Here is a 21,756-nt window from a genome sequence, read left to right as displayed (position 1 = left end):
GGATGTGCTCTGCTCCGTGCTCTTATCCGTCATTTCACGGTACACCGCGACAGGCCGGATGTCCGAGACCTGTCCGGGGCCGAAGGCGGCCGCGGGCCAGGCCACTGGCCCCGCCTATGGGCGGGAATTTCGGGAACCCCCTGTCAAACGCACCATCCGTGACGGTCCTCGTTGGGATAAGGCTCTCCGGTGAAGAGGCAGTGCAAACCTGCCGCGGGCCGACCGTGCGGCCCACGGCGCGGACGGACGCGTCCGCCGGGTCGTCGGTGCGACCGGGCTCCCCGTTGTGCTCCGCTCAGCGCCGCGGCTTGGTCAGCAGGACCAGTCGGAACTTGCCGATCTGCACCTCGTCGCCGCCGCCGAGCTCGGCCTCATCGATCCGCTCGCGGTTGACGTAGGTGCCGTTCAGGCTGCCGACATCGCGGACCCCGAAACCGTCGCCGCGCCGGAAGAACTCCACGTGGCGCCGGGAGACGGTCACGTCGTCGAGGAAGATGTCGCTGTTGGGGTGGCGCCCGGCCGTGGTGACATCGCTGTCGAGCAGGAAGCGGCTTCCAGCGTTCGGGCCGCGCTTGACGACCAGCAGCGCTGTACCGGCCGGCAGCGCCTCGACATTGGCGGGGTCGGCGGGGGCCTCGTCGCCCGCGTCGATCTCGGCTTCGAGGGCCTGGATCCCCGAGATGGAGATCGTGGACGTGGTCTCACCGACAGAGTCGCGGCGCTCGCCGGAACGAGGAGCCTCCTGTCCCGCCGCGCGGATGGGGGAACCACAGTTGGAGCAGAAACGGGCATCATCCGCAACGGCGTGACCGCACTGCGTGCAGTAAACGCTCGACATAGGTCGGCTCGGCCTCCTACCGCACGGGGCGGTGCTTGATTCGGCTGGTCGTCATGTAGGTGCCGGGTGATCGGGCGGCCCGTTCACCCAACACTGGTAACGCCGCGTACCGGCGTCGGGTTCCCGGCTCACCTCGCGCTTCGTTACAAGGCTTCATCCCCCACGATCGCTGAGCCCCACACTCCCGTGTCGCACGGCCTTGCGGGGACACTCGACTCTAAACCATATTCGCGGTTCGAAGCAGACAGGAAGGCGCCGCGACACTGCCGCCGGCGTGGCTGCCTGCCAGGGAAAGGGACCGCGGCCGCGTTCGCGCACGTCCGGGAGGGCCCGCGCATGGGGCGGACCGGCGCCCGACGGACACACCGCCCGTGACTGCCCTCGACGCCCGACCGGCGTGATGGGCGTGCCGCGGCCGCCGACGCCGGATGGGGCCGCCCGCGGGAGCCATCGACGGCCCCGCGGGCGGCTCGGGCTCACGCGCCTCGCACCGCCGTTCGGCATGACGGCGAAGGCCGTGCGTGCCCCGCTGCGAGGCCTCCCGGAGGTGCCGCCGGGAGGTGTTCTCCAGCCGTCCACGCACGGTCGCCGTCAGCCTTCAGCGTGCTCGACCACGGCCGCCCACTCGTCCAGCAGCCGCTGCGCGGTGTCGGAGTCGGGGCCTTCGGCCCACAGGTGGGTGACGGCTTCGGCGGTGTCGGGCAGGATGAGGGCCCACCCGCCGCTGGGGTCGAGGACCCGGACACCGTCGGTGGTGTCGACCTCGCGGTCGCCGGCGGCCTCCACCACGGCGCGCATGACGCTGCCCTTGACCGCCCACGGCGTGGGCACGGACCGGCGCAGCAGGTGCGCCTGCGGGATGCGCCGGTCGATCTGGCTCAGCGACATCCGGGTGCGCGCCACGAGGCCGAGCAGTCGGACGAACGCGGCGATCCCGTCGGTGGTGCGCGAGAACTCGGGGAGCAGGTACCCGCCCCGCCCGTCGGCGGCGAAGATGATGTCCTCGGCCTTGGCCGCCTTGGTGAGCTCGTCGGTGGACGTCGGTGTCCACTGCACGTGGGCGCCGTGGTACGACGCCACCTGCTCGGCCACCCGCGTGGTGGTCACGGGCAGGGCCACCCGGCCGCCCTTGCGCTCGGCTGCCACGAGGTCGAGGACGACCAGCAGAGCGCGGTCGTTGTCGACCAGCTCACCGTTCTCGTCCACCAGCGCCAGCCGCTCGGCCACAGGGTCGAACCGCACGCCGAAGTCGGCCCCCGAGGACTTCACCAGGTCGCCCAGGCGTTGCAGGTCGCGCATCTGCCGGGCAAGCGTGTCGGTGGGCGAACTCTCGTCCAGCCGGTTGTTCACCGTCAGGACGTCGACCCCGATTCGGCCGAGCAGCGACGGCAGGATGAGCGAGGCGGATCCTCCGGCGCAGTCGACGACGACCTTCAGCTCCGCCTCGGCGACACCCGTGGTGTCGATGTTCCGCAGCAGCTCGTGGGCGTAGGACTCCACGCCGCGCGAGGGGAAGGACAGCTCGGCGATCTCACCGGGAAACGCCCGCCGGTACTCGGCGCGGGAGAAGACCCGCTCCAGTTTGCGCTGCGCCGCCGGGGACAGGTCGGCGCCGCGGTCGTCGAGGAAGACGATGTCCACCGACTGCGGGTCGCCCGGGGTGGTGCGCAGGCTGATGCCCCCGGCCACGCCGCTCTGCGATGTGTGGAAGCGCGCCACCGGCAGCGGCACGACCTCCAGGTCGCGGACGTCGATGGCGGCGGCGGTGAGCGCGCTGATCACGGCGCGCTTGAGCGTGCGCGCCGCCCGGGAGACGTCCCGGGAGGTGATGACCACCGACCCCTTCTTCAGGGTGGTGGCGTACGCGCTGGCCAGGCGCACCGCGAGCTCGGGGGTGATCTCGACGTTGATCAGCCCGGAGACGCCGCGCGGGCCGAACAGGGAGCGCTGGCCGCGCGACTCCCAGATGACGTTCGCGTTGACGACCGCCCCGGCCTCGATGGTCTTGAAGGGGTAGACCTTGATGTCGTTGGAGAGGTACGCCTCGGACTCGATGACGCATTCCTCACCGACGACGGCGCCCTCCTCGATCCGGGCCCCCGACATCACGTCGGTGTTCTTGCCGATGACGCAGCCGCGCATGTTGGTGCTGGCGCCGATGAAGACATTGTCATGCACCACGGTGCGGTGGAGGAACGCTTCGGAGCGCACGACCACGTTGCTGCCGAGGACGGTGAACTCGCGGAGCTCGGCCCCCGCCTCGACCTTGGCGTAGTCACCGATGTAGAGCGGCCCCTTGAGCACGGCCTCCGGGTCGACCTCGGCGCCCTCGGCCACCCAGACCCCCGGGGAGACCTCGAACCCGTCGATGTCGACGTCGACCTTGCCGGAGAGGACGTCGGCCTGGGACCTGAGATAGCTCTCGTGGGTCCCCACGTCCTCCCAGTAGCCGTCGGCGATGTAGCCGAAGAGCGGCGCCCCGTCCTTCAGCAGCTTCGGGAAGACGTCACCGGACCAGTCGACGACCTCGCCTTCGGCGACATGGTCGAGGACCTCCGGCTCCATGATGTAGATGCCGGTGTTCACCGTGTCGGAGAAGACCTGCCCCCATGTGGGCTTCTCCAAGAAGCGCTGAATGCGCCCCTGGTCGTCCACGATGATGATGCCGAATTCCAAGGGGTTGGCGACGCGCTTGAGACCGATGGTGACCATGGCGCCGTTCTCACGGTGGAACCGCACCATGTCGGACAGGTCGATGTCGGTGAGCGCGTCACCGGAAATGACGATGAACGGCTCGCCGCGCAGATGCTCCTGGGCGTTCTTGACGCTGCCCGCCGTGCCGAGGGGCACCTCCTCGGCGACGTACTTCAGGTTCATCCCGAGCTCCTCGCCGTCACCGAAATAGTTCCGGATCAGGGTGGCGAGGAACTGCACGGTGACAACCGTGTCGTCGATCCCGTGCCGCTTGAGGAGACGCAGCACGTGTTCCATGATCGGCTTGTTAACAACGGGCAGCAGGGGTTTGGGCTGGTTGGCGGTCATCGGCCGAAGGCGGGTCCCCTCGCCTCCAGCCATCACAACGGCCTTCATCGGGGCCACCCCCCGACCCCTGTCGTACGGCGGCGAAACGCCCCTGGGCGTGAACTCATGGTGGGGATGTCGCTCCCTTCCTGTCGCTGAACGGTGGCCCGCAGTCATCAGGACGACGCGGAGTCTGGTCAGGTTCCTGACAGGTCTCCGTGCTCGCCCGATCGCCGGGCACCTCACCGGCGTCGCCGGCCGTGGCCGCCGGTCGCTGCGCGGGTTCGACACCCGCCGCCGACGACCGGTCGGCCCGGCGGGTCTGCCCGATCAAGCGCAGACCCTGCACTGCGTAGAGCAGTCCGGCCCACCAGTAGATAGCCGTTCCCCAGATCGCGAACGCCCAACCCACAATTCTTGCCACATCTCCGACAATTCCGTCATAACCGGCGATGAACAGCAGGGGGAACGAGTAAAGAAGGCAAAGTGTCGCCGCCTTTCCGGCGAAATTCACCGGAAGGGGGCCATAGCCGTAGTGGCGCAGCACCGGAAGCGCGAGCACGATGAGCACGTCGCGCACGACGAGGACGGCCATGAGCCACCAGGGAACGATGCCCCGGACGACCAGGCCGAGCAGCGCGGCGAAGATATACAGGCGGTCGGCCATGGGGTCCAGCAGCGCACCCAGGCGGCTCACCTGGTTCCACGCCCGCGCGATCTTGCCGTCGAGCCAGTCGGAGACCCCGGCGAACGCCAAAACGCCCAGCGCCCACCAATCCGCCTGCGGCACCAGGACAAGCCACAGGAAGAAGGGGACCCCGATCAACCGCAGCATGCTTAACAGATTCGGGACCGTCCAGATCCGATCACTCGCCGGATTCGCTTGGATCGCCACCCCACCTCCCGTATTACCCAGAAGTCGAGCCTACCTGGGACAGCAGTACTCCACATGTGTGCCACGTGCCACGTAGCACCCTTCCCCACACGTGACCAAGGCCCCACGCGGGCCCGCGAACGTCCGCGGCCCGGGGTGACCGGAACCGCCGAAGTGTCCGATGTCAGAGATCAGAAGGGGGGATACCGGACAGAAGAACGGTGTGACATCGGGCCCCGAAATGCGGGGCGACGGTAAAACGAAAACCAAGATTCCGCGGCTGGGACCCGGGCATGGGAGAAGGATCACGGAACGAGCGCCCCGCCGCACCGAGGGGCGCGGATCACCGCACGCCCCGCACGGACCACAGGAGGTCAGCGGCCGGGCACGGCGACCCGAGCGGACAGCGCGCGCAGCCGGGCCGGACCGGTCGGCTCCTCCGCCACCAGGGGCAGCTCGATGAGGCCCTGCTCGGCGAAACGGCGCCGGGCGGCCTCCACCACCCGCTCGTCGGGGGAGTCGGGCACCTGGTTGAGCACGGCCGGGCCGAGCCGGAAACCGGCCGCGGCGAGCTGGTCGGCGGCGCGCTCGGTCTCGGCCAGAACCATGCGCCGGGGCAGCAGCACGAGGCGCACGCACGCGTCACCGCGCAGCCGCCGCGCGGCGCGCTCCAGGCGCAGCCGGCGCTCGTGCAGCCGCCGCAGCAGCGGGTCGTCCGCGGTATCGGGTTCCTCGGAGCCGACCACGTCCGCGGCGAAGCGGTCGGCGTCCAGGGCGCGCTCTCGTTGCCGCGCCAGCCCGCGCACCCAGGGCGTGAGCAGCGCGGGCAGGTCGAGCATGCGCAGCAGGTGCCCCGTGGGGGCGCTGTCCACGACGAGCCGGTCCCATTTCCCCGGCACCTGGTCCATCGCGTCGATGAGCAGGTCGGCGAGGGCCGATTCCACCATGCCGGGGCCCGCCGCGGCGTGCTCCAGGTGGCGGCGCACCGCGGGCATGATCTCGCGGGGCAGGGCCGCGTGGGCGTCCTCGGTCACCTGCGCGACGCGGCGCCGCACCGCGGCTTCGGCGTCCGGCTCGGCCGCCCAGAGGCCGTCGGCCACGCGCCGCGGGCGGTCCCCGAGGGGGGTCTCCAGGGCGTCGCCGAGCGAGTGGGCGGGGTCGGTGGAGATGACCAGGGTGCGCAGGCCCGCGTCGGCGTGCGCGAGGGCGGCGGCAGCGGCCGTCGTCGTCTTGCCCACGCCGCCCTTGCCACCGAAGAAGGTGATGGGGACGTGCGTTGGGCCGACCGCGTCGGGTGCCCCCGTGCCCGCGTTCACCCTGTCCCTCCCGCTCTCTCCTGGTGGGTCCTGTCGCGTTTCCGGCCGCCCCGTGCCCCTCTGCGTTGATCTCGGCGGTATCGACGGAATTCCGTCGATACCGCCGAGATCAACGCAGGGTGTGGCGGCGTCGGTGGTGCGGGCACGGTGCCGCGCTCACGCGTGCGCCGCTCGCGTGCCCCAGGACCAGGCCGAATATCTCCCATCAGTGATCTAGCAGCACACCTGACCGTCGCCGAACTCCTCGCGTCCCGCACGACGGTGCCATTCGTGCAGGTCGGCAACCATGAAGGGGATCAGCTCCAGGGTTTCATAGGCCACCGGACTGTCCACCCCCAGTGTGTCGAGCATGAGCAGCGCGCGCAGCGTGTCCTGCTGCTTGCGGGCCTCGCGGCGCCGGGCGTGGCCCCAGCGGGCGTCGAACACGGCGTCGTGGGCGGCCTCGAAGCGGCGCCAGGCGGCGACCGCGCCCCGCCAGGCGCGGGTGGCACGCTCACGCAACCGGGCGGGTTCACCGGTCCCGGCGGGTTCGGGCGCGGGCGCCGACACCGCTACTGCTCCTCGCCGTCGGCGACACCCTCTGGGGTACTCGCCTCGGCGCCGCTCCCTGCGGACGGAGCCGTCCGCAGCGCCCAGGCCCGGCGCAGCGCCAGCGCGGCCTCGACGACCATCCAGACCGCCAGGGCGAAGATGACGGCGTCGAGCGGGGCGAGCAGGAAGGCCTGCAGCGGGTCGTCGGCGGTGGCGAAGCCGATGAGCTGGATGACCAGCGCCCAGGAGGTCATGATCACCAGGAACACCAGCGGGACGAGGATCGCGACGGGGTTGCGGCCGTTCTTGGTCACCCACACGGCGATGACGGCGAGCGCGAGCCCGGCGGTGAGCTGGTTGGTGGTGCCGAACAGCAGCCACAGCGTGCCGAGCGCGAAGTCGCCGGGCACCATGGCCAGACCGATCGGGATGATGACGGCGATCAGTGTGGCCAGCGTGATGTTGCGGGCCAGCGGCGTGAACCCGACGATCTCGGAGATCTCCTGGATGATGTAGCGCTGCAGGCGGACGGCGGTGTCGAGGCTGGTGGCGGCGAAGCTGACCACGACCACGGTCGCGAACACCAGGCCGACACTGACTGGGACGCCGAGGTTGCCGGCGAAGTTCGCCACGCCTTCGGTGAACTTCCCGGCCGCACCGCCCTGGGCGGAGCCCCAGTCGGCGTAGAGGACCTGCCACTGCGCCGCGGGGTCGGCGGCGAGGACGACCACACCGGCGGTGCAGGCCAGGATCGAGCACAGGGCGAGGGTGCCCTCGCCGAGCGAACTGAGGTAGCCCACGTAGCGGGCGTCGGTCTCCTTGTCGAGCTGCTTGGCGGTGGTCCCCGAGGAGACCAGGCTGTGGAAGCCGGAGACCGCACCGCAGGCGATGGTGATGAACAGCAGCGGGAACCAGGAGGGCGAGTCCGCGGGGACGTCGTTGACGAGGGGGGCGGCGATGGTGTCCATCCCGACGATCACGCCGAGGATGATCACGGCCAGCGCGAGCACCATCTGCTGCTGGTTGATGTAGTCGCGCGGCTGGAGGAGCAGCCACACCGGGAGCCGCGAGGCGAAGAAGGTGTAGGTGAAGATCAGCACGATCCACACCGTCAGCGGTTCGACGCCGATGAGCTGGGCCAGCGGGTCCACGGTGATGGGGAACTGTGCGCCCAGCGGGATGCAGGCGTAGACGATGGCCAGCGCGGCGATCGAGGGGAGCAGCGCGGCGGTGCGCCGGCGGTAGACGATCTGCCCGACCCCGATCGCCAGTGGGATGGTGACCAGTACCGACAGCACGGCTTCGGGGGTGTTGATGAACAGGCCCGCGATGACCACGGCGAAGACCGCGTTGACCATGGTCACCAGGAAGAAGATGATGAGCAGGAACAGGATGCGGGCCCGCGTGCCGATGACGTCGCGCGCCAGCGTGCCGATGCTCCGGCCCCGGTGCCGGACCGACACCACGATCGAGCCGAAGTCGTGCGCGCCCGAGGCGAAGATCGTGCCGAGGACCACCCACAGCAGCGCCGGTCCCCAGCCCCAGAACACCGCGATCGCCGGGCCGACGATGGGCGCGGCCCCCGCCACCGAGATGAAGTGGTGGGCGAAGACGATGTGCTTGTTGGTCGGGACGAAGTCGACCCCGTCGGAGTAGCGGTGGGCGGGGGTGACGAACGCGGGATCCAGTGCGTAGACGCGTTTGGCGAGGTAGGCGGAGTAGTACCGGTACCCCAGCGCGAAGACCGCCAGTACGGCCAGCAACACGACGACTGCGGGCATAGAGGCTCCTCACCAGGATCACGCGCATCGGCGCCCGGCCGGGACCCGGGAGCGTGCGGGGGCGTCCGCCGACCGGAAAAATGATCTGGCGGATCACTGTTGGCGTTATCTATCAGTTAAGGTCAGCCTGAACGTAGCATGAGACTTTCCTCACCTAAAGGGCAGATTGTGCGTGAGCTGATCACGGTTTGGCGGCGCTCCACGGCGGCCGAACTGTGCTGGATCGCCCCCGACGGCCCCACCGGAATCCCTGTCGTTCCGCTGGCCTGGGAGGACCGTCCGTGCGTCGCGCTGCCGCTGGCCCACCTCGACGCGGTCGACACCATGACCTCCGGTCACGCCGCGTTCGCCGTGACCGGAGAGCGGCCCGGCGGCGCCCCGGCGGTGGTGGGCACGGGACGCGTCGACATCCGCTTCGACCTGGAGGGCGAGCGCTTCGTCGACCACCTGCTGGACCAAGAGGCCGTCAAGCACCCGCCCACGCGCCTGCGCTCCGACAGCATGATGGCCCGCCGCGAGAACTGGTGGTGGCTGGCGCGCGTCCTCATCACCCTGGTCGCCGCCGACGAGATCCGCGAGCTCCCGGGGCGTTCGCGGCCCGAGGACGCGCTCCTCGTCCGCCCGGACGAGCGGGGCACGCGCGGTCACCGCCCCGACCTCCCCCGCGTCGACATCGTGACCTCCCGCGAATGGCCCGCGCAGTCGGGCGGCGCAGTGGACCTGTGGGAGCGCCACGGCCGCCCGCTGGAGGGCACCGGGGAACCGGCCTTCGCCTTCTCGCACGCCTACAGCCCCGACCGCGAACGCTGGGAGCGCTGGCACCGCACGGGCACCCTCGTCGGCGAAGAGCTCCGCGTCCAGAGCGGCCGCGGCCTCCCGCAGGCCGAACCGCGCCCCTTCGGCGTCCTCGACCGCCTCCGCAACCATCGCGACGTGGCGCGGGCATGCCGCAAAGGCATCGCCACCGCCGAGGCCCGCCTGGTGGACAGCTCCTGAACCCACTGGGTGCGGCCTTCGTAACATCGGGGCCATGAGGATCACCATCCGCCCGGCGGTCGATGCGGATCTGCCCGCCCTCCTCACGCTCTACGGCGAGCTGAACCCGGACGACGAGCCGCTGCCGCTGGAAATCGCCGACCGGGTCTGGGCCGATATCGCGTCCCAGCACGGCCGAACGGTCCTGATCGCCGACCTGGGCGGGACTCCCGTCGGTACGGCGGACTGCACGGTCCTGCCCAACCTCACGCGCGGTGGGAGATCCATCCTCGTCGTGGAGAACGTTGTCGTGGCCGACGCCCACCGCCGACGCGGTATCGGGCGACGGCTGATGGACGCCGCCGTTCGACTCGCCGCATCCACCGGCTGCTACAAGGTGCAACTCCTGGCAGCCGACGAGGAAGAGGCGCACCACTTCTACCGGTCCTGCGGGTTCGAGTCGTCCGCGCACGGATTCCGGCACTACCTGCCGCCTCCGTGACCTCCCACCGCTGCCGAACCGCGGCGCCCACGACGGATGCGCGGACCGGGGCATGCCGCACCACGGCGCAGGGACACGGCCGCCCCGCGACCGGCGGCGGCGGTCGCGGGGCGGTGGACGACGCGTGAGGGGTCCTCAGCGGCCCGGTGGGGTCACACCTTGCGCCACTTGGGCACCCAGGCGCCGTCCTCGATCTCGTAGTCGCCGAACAGCGCCGGGGCCTCCGCCTTCAGGGCCTCGCCGATCTTGCCGAAGAGGAGGCGGATCTCCTCTTCGGCGCCGGGGGCCGTGCGGGCCTCCAGGGTGTGGCGCAGGGTGCGGACGTTGGCGGTCCACACCAGGCCGGTGGCCACACCCTCGGGGGCGAAGCGGCGCATGAAGGAGGTCTTGTGCTTCTTCTCCGCGAACTTCACGCCCTCGTCGTCCAGGCCGAAGTGCTCGGCCATCCAGTACTGGAACTCCTCCATCTGGGCGAGCATGTCGCTGGCCCGCTTCATCAGCTCCGGGTCCTTTTGGGCCCATTCCGGGAACCAGAAGGGGAGGTCGGTGAGGCGGACGAAGCGCAGCGACTCCTGGGAGACGGCCACGCCCGGGCGGTGGCGGATCAGCTCGTGGGTCAGCACTCGGCTCACGTTGTGCAGCACGAAGCTGAAGCTGACGTGCTCCAGGACCGAGCCGTGCATGCTGGCCAGGATGTTGCTCAGGTACTTGTCCTGATCGGTGCGGACCCGCGTCACGTTCGGGTTGAGGCCCGGCTCCCAGGAGCGGTAGCACAGGCGACCGGCGAACTCCGCGAGGTTCTGCGGGTCGTTGAGCGCGGAGTCCAGGTCCCCGCGGTCCAGCCGCTCCAGCCAGCTCTGCCCGCCGACATCGGCCAGGTAGCGGGCGACCTCGTCATAGTCCAGTTGCGGACGCGCGACCAAATGGACTTCAGGCTCGACCCTCTTCACAGGATTCTCTTCCTCATACGTCTCGGCGCCATCCCCGTGCACACGGACAAAAGGCCGTGATCGATCCGAGAACTCCGGTCTCATCAGATCACGGCCGCTCAACACGGGTAAAGGGGGTGCTCGGCCGCCGGCGGCCACAGCTTTTCTGACCTTACACGGCACCGGTGACATCCGGGGCATCACCGCGGCCCGGGTACCTGTGCGGGCGCCCGCCTCAGCGACGGCCCTCCTCGCGACTCCCGGCTACTCCCCCACGTAGGGCAGGATGGCGTCCGCTCCCGCGTAGGCGCCGCCCTGGGGCCCACCGTGCCAGAAGGGGTCGTCGTCGGCGAAGTTGCCGGCGAACCGCGCGGCGTCGTCGACCGGCCGGTAGCCGAGCTCGCTCTCCCCGCCGGTGAGGTCCCAGAAGCGGCGCGCGTTGGCCGAGACCGCGTAGGCGGCGACAAAACTCACGTTGGGGGCGGTGAGCGCGGCGCGCACGAAGCCGGAGCAGTCGCGGGGGCTGAGCCACGTGGCCAAGTGCCGGGTCTCGGTCGGTTCCTCCTCGAAGGAGCCGAAGCGCAGCGCCACGACCTCCAGGCCGAAGGTATCGGCGTACATCTGCCCCAGCGCCTCCACCGCGACCTTGCTGACGCCATAGAGCCCGTCGGGACGGGGCGGCTCGTCCGGGAAGACGTGGTGGTGGATCGGGTAGTTGCCGGTGACCCGATTGCTGGAGGCCAGCACCACGCGCCGCACGCCGGTGCGCCGGGCCGCCTCCACGACGTTGAACGTGCCCTGGACGTTGGTATCGAGCAGCTCACCGAAGGAGGCTTCCCGGGACAGGCCGGCGAGGTGAACGACCGCATCGGCGTCCTCGAACGCTCTCACCAGAGCGTCGATATCGGCGACATCGGCCTTGACCGCCGTCTCGTTCTCGCCGTCCGCCGTGACGGATTCGCGGTCGACGAGAACGAGATGATCGGCGTCCTCACTGAGAGCGGCGCGCACGGTGGGAGCGACGCGACCAGCCGCTCCGGTGATCACGACCCTGCCAAGTTTCGCTTCCATGCCCTGGTCCATGCCAGGAGCCTATGAGGCATCGGCGCTTTCTTCACGCGACGCGCGAGATGACACCCCTTTCACTACTCTGGGCATGCAATACGTCACTCAGCGCGCCATCCGGAGGACCCGTTCGATGATCCCCTCCCCCACCGCCGCGGTGAGGATCGACTCCGGGTGGAACTGCACGGCCCAGCGCTTGGCACGCGGGTCCTCGATGGCCATGACGACCGGCTCAGGGCCGTCCTCCACCACCGCCGTGACCGCGTAGTTCTTCACCCGGTCGGGGGTGGTGGAGGTGGAGTGGTAGCGGGCGCCGGTGAACATCGCGTCCTCGCCGAGCCCCTCCAGCAGGTCGCCGCCCGTGACGCGGACGCGCCCCGGCTTGCCGTGCACGGGCTCGTCGAGAGTCACCAGTTCGCCGCCGGCGTGCTCGACCATCGCCTGCAAACCCAGGCAGACGCCGAAGACCGGCAGTCCGCGCCGGTCGAGTTCGTCGAGCAAGCGGTCGATGCGGAAGTCGACGGGCAGGCCGGGGCCAGGCGAGAGCACCACAAGGTCGGGGGCGAGCTGGTCGAGCAGCGCGGGATCGAAGCCGTGCCGCACGGTCGTCACCTCGGCGCCGTGGCGGCGCACGTAGTCGGCGAGCGTGTTGACGAAGGAGTCCTCGTAGTCGACGAGGAGGACCTTCATCCCGGCACCGGCGGGGCCTTCGGCGTCGGTCCGCTCCTCGACGTCGGAGGTCGCACCGTCGGCCGCGGCGGTGCCGTTCCGGGCCTCGTCGTCCAGCGCGAGGGTCTCCAGCAGTGCCCGCGCCTTGAGGAAGGTCTCACGCTCCTCGGCGTCGGGGTCGGAATCGTAGAGCAGGGTGGCGCCGACGCGGACGGTGGCCACCCCGTTGGCGATGTGCGCGGTCCGCAAAGTGAGGCCGGTGTTCATCGACCCGTCGAAGCCGATGACGCCCACGGCGCCGCCGTACCAGCGGCGCGGAGTGGACTCGTGCTGCTCGATGAAGCGCATCGCCCACGTCTTGGGGGCACCGGTCACGGTGACGGCCCACATGTGGGTGAGGAAGGCGTCCAGCGCGTCGAACTCGGGGCGCAGGGTGCCCTCGATGTGGTCGACGGTGTGGATGAGCCTGCTGTACATCTCGATCTGCCGACGGCCGATGACGCGCACGCTGCCGGGTTCGCAGACGCGGGACTTGTCGTTGCGGTCGACGTCGGTGCACATGGTGAGTTCCGATTCCTCCTTGGCGGAGGAGAGGAGCTCGCGGATGTTGTCGGCGTCGCCGAGGGCGTCGGCTCCGCGCTTGATGGTGCCGGAGATCGGGCAGGTCTCCACGCGTTGGCCCTGGCCGGGCTTTCCGCTGACGCGGACGAACATCTCCGGTGAGGCGCCCACCAGGTACTCGCCCTCGCCGAGGTTGAAGAAGAACTCGTAGGGGGCGGGGTTGCGTTCGCGCAGATGCTCGTAGAAGCGGGCCGGGGACTCGCAGACGCCGTAGGTTCGGTGGCCGGGAACGACCTCGAAGAGGTCGCCGCGGACGAAGCGCTCCTTGGCCTTGGCGACGATGCGGGCGTAGGACCCGGGTTCGGGCTGGGGCGGGACCTCCGCGGCGACGACGGCCGGGGTCTCCTCGGTCGTCCGCGGCAGGCCGTCGGTAGCGGTGTCGGCCGCCGTGTCGGCAGCGGCCTCCGCGTAGTCGGCGGGCACGGTGAACTCGTAGGTGTACCGGTAGCACGTCTCGCGCTTGCGGTCCCGCACGATGATGGCGTCGGGGAGGTGGAGCACGAGGTCGCGATCGTCGGGGTCGCGCTCCAGGACCTGCTCGATGGGTTCGAACTGGAACGCGAGGTCGTAGCCGAAAGCGCCGTAGAGGCCGAGGTGGGGGTCGTCGTCGGCGAAGAAGAGCGCGACGATGGAGCGCAGCGCCGAGAAGACGCTGGGCTGGCGGCTGCGCTGCTCCTCGGTGAAGAAGCCCTCGGGTTCGGGGATCTCGACCTCGACGACACCGCTGCCGTCCGCCGTGCCGTCGCCGACGGCGAGCGCGTGCTCGCGCAGGGCACGCGCGACCACGGGGAGCAGCACGCGCCCCCGGTCGTTGAGCGCGGTCGCGGTGACGCGCCGCCCGCGAGCGGCCACCTCCAGGCAGGGGTCGATATAGCCGAGGTGCCAGCGGCTGTATCGGCCCGGGTACTCCATGCCGGAGGACAGCACTCCGCCGCGGCGGTGTTCGACGGCCGCGACCAGTTCGGTGAGGGAGGCGGGATCGCAGGGCGTAGTGCGTCGACGTACGGTGATGCCGCCCGCGGTGCGGTAGGGCGTGGAACTCGCGTCCAAGGCCGGTCCTTTTCGCGCTGTGCCGGTGGTGAGGACCGCGCGGACCCGACCGGGAAAAGAAAACGGCCGCCGGTCCGGCGGCCGCTCGTCAGGTCTGATCGTGGGTATGCGAACCAGATGCGCCGCCTTTCAGCGGCGCCACCACTGGTGAAGGGTGGGTTCGATACGCATGTGAGTGAGTGTAGCGCGTGCCGCCTGATCCGTGGGGAACCCCCGTTGGAATTCTCGCGACGGCAGAGGGCCGTGTGTCGAGCGGGGGTGTGATAGCTTAGATGGCTCGCTGTTCAGAAAAAAGCTAACACGTCACCTATGTTAGGAGTATAGCAAGGCAATGGAGCTTCGTCAATCCGACGACGATGGTGCATGGACCCACGCCATCCGCGCCGAGCAGGCGTATGTCACCCGGCTCTACGAGCGGCTCGACGCGTTGCGCCAGCGCACCCGTGATGCCCTCCGCGCTACCCACGCCGAGGGAGGCCGTGCCGGATACGCCGCACTCATGGATCGCGAGGCCAGGTCCGACGAGCAGGCCCGGCGGCTGTCCCAGCTCGCCGGCGTGGAGAACGGCCTGTGCTTCGGACGCATCGATCACCGGCGTGACCGGGACGGGGCCACCGGCGACACGCTCTACATTGGCCGGATCGGACTGCGCGACGAGTCCCACGAGACCATCCTGGTCGACTGGCGCGCACCGGCCGCCCGGCCCTTCTACGCCGCCACCCCCGCCTCCCCCGGCGACCTCATCCGACGACGCCATCTGCACACCCGCGACCGCGTCGTGACGGGCATCGACGACGAGGTGTTCGACCTCGACGGGCTGAGTGGCACAGAGCAGCGCTCCCTCGTCGGCGAAGCCGCCCTCCTCGCGGCGCTGCGCCAGGGGCGCACCGGCAGGATGAACGACATCGTCGCCACCATCCAGTCCGAGCAGGACCGGGTGATCCGCTCCCAGTTGCAGGGCGTGCTCGTGGTCCAGGGTGGCCCCGGCACTGGCAAGACCGTGGCCGCACTGCACCGTGCCGCCTACCTCCTCTACACCCATCGCGGCACACTCGAACGGAGGGGCGTGCTGGTCGTGGGCCCGAACCCCACGTTCCTTCGCTACATCGGCCGGGTCCTGCCCTCGCTTGGGGAAAGCGACGTGGTGCTGTCCACCGTCGGTGAGCTCTACCCGGGCGTGCGCGCGACGGCGACGGACCCGATGGCCACCACCGCGGTGAAGGGGTCGGAGTCCATGGTCGACCTGGTACGCGCGGCGGTGGCCGATCGGCAGCGGGTCCCGTCCACACCCGGCATGTCCGCGGAGGCGGACAGCGGGAGCCACGGCCAGGGCGCATCGGGCGGCGAACGCGATCTGGAGATCACGCTCGGCGGCATGACGCTGCGGGTGGACCACGCCGACTGTCTCGCTATCCGCGATCGGGCGCGGTCGCTGCGGCTGCCACACAACGTCGCGCGCAAGTTCTTCGTCACCGAGATGCTGCGGCTGCTCGCGCGCGACCAGGCGGAACAGCTGGACCCGATGCTCGATCCCGCGGAACCCGCCTACTACGACGAGACCGACCTGGCCTACATGCGGGCGGCGCTGTGGCAGCAGGAACCGGTCCGCAGGGGCCTCGACGAGCTGTGGCCCCTACTCACGCCGCAGCGCCTCCTGGAGGACCTGTACGCCGACGAGGCGGCGGTCGCCCGGGTGGGGGCGAATGCCGGACTGTCGGACGCCCAGCGGGAAGCGCTGCACCGGCCTTTCGGGAGCCCGTGGACGGTCGCCGACGTCCCCCTGCTCGACGAAGCCGCCGAACTACTCGGCGAGGACGACGCGGAGGAGCGTGCCCGGCGCCGCCGCGCGGAGCGGGACCGCGCCGACGCGGAACGCTACGCCCAGGGCGTGCTGGAGTTCACCGGCCTGTTCGAGGAGTCCATGATGGAGGCGAGTGCCCTGGCCGAGCGTCACGTCGATTCCGGCCCGCCCCCCAGCACCGCCGAGCGCGCGGAGGCGGACCGCACATGGGCCTATGGACACGTGATCGTGGACGAGGCCCAGGAGCTGTCGGCGATGGCGTGGCGCACGGTCATGCGCCGGGTCCCGACCCGCTCCCTGACGGTGGTGGGCGACATCGCCCAGACCGGCAGCCCGGCCGGCGCCCGGTCGTGGAGGTCGATGCTGGCGCCCTACGCCCACGGACGGCTGCACGAGGAGCGGCTGGTGGTGAACTACCGGACCCCGGCGCAGATCATGGCGGTCGCGGCCGATGTCCTGGCGGAGGTGGCCCCGGACCAGCAGCCCCCGGAGTCGGTCCGCGACGACGGCGACCCGCCGCGCGCGGTGCGCGTAGGCCGCGACGGCACAACACTGGCGGATGCCCTGCCTCGGCTTGTCGCGGAGGAGCTGACGGCCATAGGCGACGGACGCCTGGTCGTCATCACCCCCGACACCAGCCATGCCGAGGTCGCCGCCCTTCTCCCGGACGCCGCGTCGGACGCGACCCCGGACGCGTTGGACTCACCGGCGACGGTCCTCACCACGACCCGTTCCAAAGGCCTGGAGTTCGATTCCGTCATCGTGGTCGAGCCCGGTGAGATCCTCGCGCAGTCTCCCCAGGGCGGCCACGACCTCTACGTTGCCCTGACGAGGGCGACCCGCAGGCTGACCGTGGTCCATGAAGACCCGCTTCCGGGCATGCTGGGGCGGCTCTCCCGTCACGAGAGGTCAGCGCCGGGCGGGCCGCCCTGCGTCGAGGAATCCGGGCCGAGGTTCTCGGCATAGTGGGCGAACAGGGGGCGCCACTGCTCCTCGATCATCTTCTTCCGCTCCGGGGCCGCGTCCAGGGCGCCTGAGAGGTGCTCGGCGAGGAGGTCCAGGCACACGTGCCAGCCGGTCGCGTCCCGCGCCGCCGTTCCCACGTCGTCAAAGGTGAAGGAGAAGGTGAGCGTGGTGCCGCCCGTGCCGGTCGGTTCCAGGAGGTAGCGCAGGTTCTCGCTGGCCCACGTGTATTCGAGGAGCGCTGGTGGGTCGAAGTGGAGGATCTCGCCGAGCATGGCGGCCTCTTCGGCACCGAAGGCGTCACCCATCGGGAAGACGAAGCGGATCTTGGCGCCCTCTTCACGTTCGCCCTCGATGGCCGTGGGAAACCAGACCGCGAGGCTCCTGGGCTCGACGAGCGCGCACCAGACCTCGTCCGGCGATTGCCGCAGTTCGCGGGTGTAGGTCAGTTTCCACTGGTTCCCGGCTTGGTCGAGGCTTGCGTACATGTGATCCCCCGCGCTGTGGTCTGCGTGGCCCGATGGTGCGAGTGAGCGGTCACGGAATCCGCACGATGGTCATCTCCCCACGCCTACGGCGTCTACACCGGCAACGGCTAGACCAGTGTGGCCGGTGCCTCGCCGTTTCCGGAGATGGCGCCGACGACGGCGTCGGTGAGGTCCTCGATGATGTCGTTGTCGTCCACCTCGGGGTGCTCCAGCCACCACTCCCCCGCCGCTTGCACCATGCCCACGACGGCGTGTGCGACGACCTGGGCGCGCAGCGGATCCTGGACGTGGCCTTCGTTGGTCAGCACTTCGGCCAGCTCCTCGCCCATGCGGCGCACCATCATCCCCACGTCGCCGCGGGTGCGGGGGTCCTCCGCTGTGGCACGGTCCATCAGGAACCGGTACAGGTTGAGGTTGCGCGCGATCATCTGCAGGTAGGCGCCGACCGTGGCGCGGGCGCGCAGCCGGAGTGTGGAACCGCCGTGGAGCTCGGAGCGAATGCGGTCGATGAGCGGGTCGACGTGCCGTTCGGCCAGGGCACGGTACAGGCCGCTCTTGTCGCCGAAGTGGCGGTAGAGGATCGGCTTGCTGATGCCTGCCTCGGCGGCGATTGCCGACATCGAGGCGTCGGGCCCGTCGCGCTGGATCACTTCATCGGCGGCGTCCAGGATGGCGCGGCGGCGCTCCGGGTTTCGGCCGCGAGCGGCCGGCTTGGTCTGCTGTGCGGATTGAGGGGCCACACCGTTCACGGTAGCCGGAATCGCTGGAACAGTCGCCCAACTCCGACGTCATCGCCGCGCTCCGCGCTCGCTCCGGCCGCAGCGGGGGGCGAGGCGCGTTGACGGATATCGTGCCGTCCCCCCGCTATTACACCGTGGCCCGTAACCCGGGGATCCGCTTGAACACGAGGGTGACGGCGAGGCTCAGCACAAGGACGGCGATCGCGTACTGTCCCGCCTGCGACAACATCGCGATCGGGCTGTCGGGCATGCCGAAGAGGTCGCGCAGCGTGTACAGGATCATCACGTGCACGAGGAAGACGCCGAAGCTGAGGTCGGAGACGGTCTTGAGGCGGGAGCGCCACGCCGCGGCGCCCGCGCCCGCCCGCGCCAGCAGCCGCCCGCCCACGGCCTGGAACAGCAGGTAGGCAGCGATGGACATGACCAGGACGGTGGGCGAGAGGTAGGCGTAGAGGTAGTCGGACGCACTTCCCCAGGCACCGTCGGCGCGCGCGAGGAGCCCGGCCCCGACCGCCGTGGCGACGATGCCCAGCAGCAGCGTCACCGCCGCGCCCCACGTGCGTCTGCGGGTCGGTGCGACCTCACGCAGCAGGTAGCCCATGACGTAGTAGCCGACGAACGGCAGGAATCGGGTGACGGCGTTGGCTTCGCCGGTGCCGTCCAGCCCGGCGATCGCCTGGTCGGCCATGCCGATCACCGACATCAGCCCGGCGAACCACCACACCGTGGGGGTACCGGCGTGCTCGACGAACACGCGCAGGAACGGGGTGAGCAGGTACAGGCCGGCGAGCACGAACAGGAAGTAGAGGTGGATCGAGGGCGCCCCGGACAGGATCTCGCCGCCCGCCTCACTCGGGGTGATCCCGGTGCGGTACACCTCCCAGGCCAGGTAGGCGGCGACCCACACGACCAGTGGGATGCCGATACGGGAGAAGCGGCGCCGGTAGAAGACCGACAGCCGCTCCTCGCGCGGGCGCAGCAGCAGCGACCCGCTGATCATGATGAACACCGGGACGCACCACCGCAGGGACGCGTCCACGGCGTTGGCCGTCCACCACGTGGTCGTGCCCACGTCCGTGTAGCGGGCGGTGACGACGGGCGCGAACACATGCACGAGTACGACCGCGAGCATGGCGCAGACGCGCGCGAGGTCCAGCCATGCGGTAGCGGCCGAGGGGGTCGATGGATAGCGAACGGCGGCGCTCGGGGCGCCGCCGGGTGCGGAGCGTTCGATCGTGGTTCCCATGGGCGGGGTTGCCGCTCCCCTCCGTCGTCAGCCGAGAATCCCTCCCACTGATACCATTCCGTTACCGAACTCTCAATTCATTCCCAGGAAACTTCAGGCCACCGCATCGGGGCGGATCATGATCCAGGTGGCCTGAGCGCGAGCGACGACCTCGCCGTCCCCGTCGTAGATCGTGCTAGCGGTGAACACCTTTCGCCCGTCGCTTTCGAGAAGCCGCCCCATGACCACGTGGGGCCGACCGACCTGGGGAGCCTGAACGACGGCCGCTGTCATCCGGCCCAGCACCATCGGGCGTTCGCTGACATCACTGGACCACCCGCCGGGGCAGTCCAGCGCCGCCCACACGATCTCGACGGGGACGGTGTCGCGTGCGGTGCCCTCGTCGGCGCCGCGCTCTGCCCGCGCGAGGGAAGGGTCCGGGGTCCAGGCGCAGGCGACGGTCGTGGGGTCGCTGTCACTGACCAGACCGGCGAACAGCCGCAGCCCGTCGCCGGTCGCTCGGTCGGTCCCGCAGGTGAAGCAGGTGGGGAACGGGTGACCGGACCACCCTCGGTAGCGGGCCTGCGCCTGCTCCGCCTCGGTGTAGGAGACCGGCGGGACGGTCGCGGCGGGCGCCTCGGCCGACTCTGCGACGGCGACGAATTCATCGCCGTGGAGCAACCGAAGCCCACCGTCGCCGGTCTTCTCCACCTTCATCGGGGTGTCCAGTGGCGGCGGCTTGCGCAGTGTCACGCGCAGTCCAGACCCGCCACGCGCGCCGAGGCGGCCGGCCAGCAGCCCGCTGATGTATCCCCCGTTGGCGGAATCGGGCGGCCCGTTGTAACGGGAGTCGACGGTGAGTTCGGCGAGGGTTCGGGGATCGCCCGTGCCCTGCGTGTCCTCCGCGCCCGCCATGTGCCCGACCGTCGACGCGGTGTTGCCTGTGCTGTCGCTCATGGGGCCAGATTAGGAGACAGCCGTCACATGGGCCGCGGCCGACCCCGCAGTCGGTGAGCGGAACGTGTCCCCCTGGGGGCACGATCTCAGCGGACGTTCGTGGATTTCCGTACGTGCTCCACTGACCTCATCAACCCGTGAGCGCGCCACACACCCCCAAACGAACGAAACAGACATATTGCCCCCGGTAGAGCGATTCGCCATGGGGTGAAGAAGTTCTGGAGCGGGAGCACCCCGGGGATAAATCCACTCCCGACGCACCAGGAACCGAATCACGCAAAGGCGCACGGAGCGAGTCGTGCGCCTTTTTCGAATTGCCCGACTGATTACGGTTTGCGGGCGATTCCGCCATACATGACACGCTGGTACGGTTCCAGCTCCTCGTAGGAGGGCACCTCGCGATCGGGCTCCTCGGGGAACCACCGTTGCGGGTGGTCAAGCCCAGGCTCCACGAGCGGAAGGCCGACGAAGTGATCGAGGATCTCCTGCTTGGACCTGATCCACCCGTTGCCGAGCGTCTGCAGGCCAGCCTGCTCGATCGCCCGCTGGATGGGCTCTCCGGTGTCCACGAAGTCGGAGATGAACAGGTAGCTACCTGACGGCACATCCTCCATCAGTTCGGCCACCAGCTCGTTAGGCCGCTCCTCGTCGGAGAAGTGCATCAGCAGGCCGAAGACCATCACCCCGACAGGCCGGGTGAAGTCGAGCATGCGGCGGGTCTCCTCGTGCCCGAGGATCTCCTTGGGGCGCTTCAGGTCCGCGGTGACCACGGTGGTCGTGTGATTATCAGCAAGCAGCGCCCGGCCGTGGGCCAGAACGATGGGGTCGTTGTCGACGTACACGACCCGCGCGTTGGGGTTGACCTCCTGCGCGGCTTCGTGGGTGTTCTTGACCGTGGGCAGCCCGCTGCCGACATCGAGGAACTGGTCGATGCCGGCGGTCCGCGCCAGGTACTGCACACCCTTGATCAGCATGGACCGGTTGTCCTGGCCAATAAGCCCCGCCTCGGGAACATGTTCCAGCCAGACGACGGCCGCATCACGGTCGACCTGGAAATTGTCCTTTCCGCCCAGAAGCGCGTCGTAGAGACGTGCGATGCTCGGCGTGGACATATCGACGCCGGGGATAGTTTCCGCGCCTTCTTCAGGCGTCGGCTTCCCTTCGGTGGTGGTCATATGGCAAGGCCTTTGCGTACTCGGGGAAGTAGTCGGGCAACATCGTACGACGACGGAAATCCGGCTATCCGGCGAATCCGCAAAACCATGGGGAATCCGGTCCTCGGACCTGGGATTGCCCGCCCGCACGAAACCAGGGGAGGCCGCCCGCCGCGTCCACACACGTGAATCTCCTGACCCCGATCGCGGTCTTTCTGTCCGCACAGGACGACCCGGGACGCTGAGTAGGGCTACT

At 69.8% G+C, this 21,756-nt stretch carries 17 protein-coding genes; 3 read left to right on the top strand and 14 right to left on the bottom strand.

Features of this window, described 5'->3' with window-relative positions; genetic code table 11:
- Positions 1-295 precede the first annotated feature (295 nt).
- From ABD259_RS07600 to ABD259_RS07575, 6 genes are all read right to left on the bottom strand, one after another.
- Entirely contained in the window at positions 296-838 is a 543-nt protein-coding gene (locus tag ABD259_RS07600; RefSeq protein ID WP_344105054.1) for an FHA domain-containing protein, read from the bottom strand.
- A gap of 591 nt (positions 839-1,429) precedes the next feature.
- Complete coding sequence (locus tag ABD259_RS07595) at positions 1,430-3,928, bottom strand: sugar phosphate nucleotidyltransferase (RefSeq protein ID WP_344105052.1); 2,499 nt, start codon at positions 3,926-3,928, stop codon at positions 1,430-1,432.
- 55 nt (positions 3,929-3,983) lie between these two features.
- A complete protein-coding gene (gene clsA, locus ABD259_RS07590) occupies positions 3,984-4,694 on the bottom strand; it encodes a cardiolipin synthase ClsA (protein WP_412759418.1) in 711 nt (236 codons plus the stop codon).
- A gap of 413 nt (positions 4,695-5,107) precedes the next feature.
- A complete protein-coding gene (locus ABD259_RS07585) occupies positions 5,108-6,049 on the bottom strand; it encodes an ArsA family ATPase (protein ID WP_344161160.1) in 942 nt (313 codons plus the stop codon).
- Positions 6,050-6,262: 213 nt separating this feature from the next.
- A complete protein-coding gene (locus tag ABD259_RS07580; RefSeq protein WP_344105153.1) occupies positions 6,263-6,550 on the bottom strand; it encodes a cory-CC-star protein in 288 nt (95 codons plus the stop codon).
- A 50-nt stretch (positions 6,551-6,600) separates the two neighbouring features.
- A complete protein-coding gene (locus ABD259_RS07575; RefSeq protein WP_344105047.1) occupies positions 6,601-8,361 on the bottom strand; it encodes a carbon starvation CstA family protein in 1,761 nt (586 codons plus the stop codon).
- A 168-nt stretch (positions 8,362-8,529) separates the two neighbouring features.
- On the opposite strand from ABD259_RS07575, the gene ABD259_RS07570 reads away from it, so the two are divergent.
- Both ABD259_RS07570 and ABD259_RS07565 read left to right on the top strand, forming a co-directional pair.
- Positions 8,530-9,357, top strand: coding sequence for a hypothetical protein (locus ABD259_RS07570; RefSeq protein WP_344161157.1), 828 nt, complete (start codon positions 8,530-8,532; stop codon positions 9,355-9,357).
- 34 nt (positions 9,358-9,391) lie between these two features.
- Positions 9,392-9,838, top strand: a complete 447-nt coding sequence (locus ABD259_RS07565; protein WP_344105042.1) for a GNAT family N-acetyltransferase — start codon at positions 9,392-9,394, stop codon at positions 9,836-9,838.
- Positions 9,839-9,990: 152 nt separating this feature from the next.
- Here ABD259_RS07565 and thyX read toward each other — a convergent pair whose 3' ends face one another.
- From thyX to ABD259_RS07550, 3 genes are all read right to left on the bottom strand, one after another.
- Positions 9,991-10,788 carry an FAD-dependent thymidylate synthase gene (gene thyX, locus ABD259_RS07560; protein WP_344105040.1) on the bottom strand — a complete coding sequence of 266 codons (798 nt, stop codon included), beginning with the start codon at positions 10,786-10,788 and terminating at the stop codon, positions 9,991-9,993.
- A gap of 243 nt (positions 10,789-11,031) precedes the next feature.
- On the bottom strand, positions 11,032-11,838 hold the full coding sequence (locus ABD259_RS07555) for an NAD-dependent epimerase/dehydratase family protein (RefSeq protein WP_344105038.1): 807 nt from the start codon (positions 11,836-11,838) through the stop codon (positions 11,032-11,034).
- Positions 11,839-11,937: 99 nt separating this feature from the next.
- Positions 11,938-14,172 (bottom strand): anthranilate synthase component I, encoded by a 2,235-nt coding sequence (locus tag ABD259_RS07550; RefSeq protein WP_344105036.1) that lies wholly within the window; start codon positions 14,170-14,172, stop codon positions 11,938-11,940.
- 331 nt (positions 14,173-14,503) lie between these two features.
- Between ABD259_RS07550 and ABD259_RS07545 the strand changes: the two genes are divergently transcribed.
- The gene (locus tag ABD259_RS07545; RefSeq protein WP_344161154.1) at positions 14,504-16,939 is read left to right on the top strand and encodes a HelD family protein; all 2,436 of its coding nucleotides are present in this window, start codon (positions 14,504-14,506) and stop codon (positions 16,937-16,939) included.
- Here ABD259_RS07545 and ABD259_RS07540 read toward each other — a convergent pair.
- The 5 genes from ABD259_RS07540 to ABD259_RS07520 all read right to left on the bottom strand — a co-directional run bounded on the left by ABD259_RS07540 (position 16,873) and on the right by ABD259_RS07520 (position 21,521).
- On the bottom strand, positions 16,873-17,424 hold the full coding sequence (locus ABD259_RS07540) for an SRPBCC domain-containing protein (protein ID WP_344105031.1): 552 nt from the start codon (positions 17,422-17,424) through the stop codon (positions 16,873-16,875). The genes ABD259_RS07545 and ABD259_RS07540 overlap by 67 nt on opposite strands.
- Before the next feature lie 107 nt (positions 17,425-17,531).
- Positions 17,532-18,164, bottom strand: a complete 633-nt coding sequence (locus ABD259_RS07535) for a TetR/AcrR family transcriptional regulator (protein WP_344161151.1) — start codon at positions 18,162-18,164, stop codon at positions 17,532-17,534.
- 127 nt (positions 18,165-18,291) lie between these two features.
- Positions 18,292-19,410 carry an acyltransferase gene (locus ABD259_RS07530; protein WP_344161148.1) on the bottom strand — a complete coding sequence of 373 codons (1,119 nt, stop codon included), beginning with the start codon at positions 19,408-19,410 and terminating at the stop codon, positions 18,292-18,294.
- 93 nt (positions 19,411-19,503) lie between these two features.
- A complete protein-coding gene (locus ABD259_RS07525; RefSeq protein ID WP_344105025.1) occupies positions 19,504-20,346 on the bottom strand; it encodes a PaaI family thioesterase in 843 nt (280 codons plus the stop codon).
- 326 nt (positions 20,347-20,672) lie between these two features.
- Positions 20,673-21,521, bottom strand: a complete 849-nt coding sequence (locus ABD259_RS07520) for an SAM-dependent methyltransferase (RefSeq protein WP_344161145.1) — start codon at positions 21,519-21,521, stop codon at positions 20,673-20,675.
- Positions 21,522-21,756: the final 235 nt, after the last annotated feature.

This window comes from Nocardiopsis rhodophaea (genome assembly GCF_039530945.1).
Classification (GTDB): Bacteria; Actinomycetota; Actinomycetes; order Streptosporangiales; family Streptosporangiaceae; genus Nocardiopsis_C; species Nocardiopsis_C rhodophaea.
Note: the sequence above shows the minus strand (reverse complement) of the source record. Positions and strands in the feature narration are given on the sequence as shown.

Excerpts from the sequence above, each read along its gene's own strand:
- ABD259_RS07600 (WP_344105054.1), bottom strand. The coding sequence starts at position 838 with ATGTCGAGCGTTTACTGCACGCAGTGCGGTCACGCCGTTGCGGATGAT.
- ABD259_RS07595 (WP_344105052.1), bottom strand. The coding sequence starts at position 3,928 with ATGAAGGCCGTTGTGATGGCTGGAGGCGAGGGGACCCGCCTTCGGCCG.
- clsA (WP_412759418.1), bottom strand. The coding sequence starts at position 4,694 with ATGCTGCGGTTGATCGGGGTCCCCTTCTTCCTGTGGCTTGTCCTGGTG.
- ABD259_RS07575 (WP_344105047.1), bottom strand. The coding sequence starts at position 8,361 with ATGCCCGCAGTCGTCGTGTTGCTGGCCGTACTGGCGGTCTTCGCGCTG.
- ABD259_RS07565 (WP_344105042.1), top strand. The coding sequence starts at position 9,392 with ATGAGGATCACCATCCGCCCGGCGGTCGATGCGGATCTGCCCGCCCTC.
- ABD259_RS07555 (WP_344105038.1), bottom strand. The coding sequence starts at position 11,838 with ATGGAAGCGAAACTTGGCAGGGTCGTGATCACCGGAGCGGCTGGTCGC.
- ABD259_RS07545 (WP_344161154.1), top strand. The coding sequence starts at position 14,504 with ATGGAGCTTCGTCAATCCGACGACGATGGTGCATGGACCCACGCCATC.
- ABD259_RS07540 (WP_344105031.1), bottom strand. The coding sequence starts at position 17,424 with ATGTACGCAAGCCTCGACCAAGCCGGGAACCAGTGGAAACTGACCTAC.
- ABD259_RS07530 (WP_344161148.1), bottom strand. The coding sequence starts at position 19,410 with ATGGGAACCACGATCGAACGCTCCGCACCCGGCGGCGCCCCGAGCGCC.
- ABD259_RS07525 (WP_344105025.1), bottom strand. The coding sequence starts at position 20,346 with ATGAGCGACAGCACAGGCAACACCGCGTCGACGGTCGGGCACATGGCG.
- ABD259_RS07520 (WP_344161145.1), bottom strand. The coding sequence starts at position 21,521 with ATGACCACCACCGAAGGGAAGCCGACGCCTGAAGAAGGCGCGGAAACT.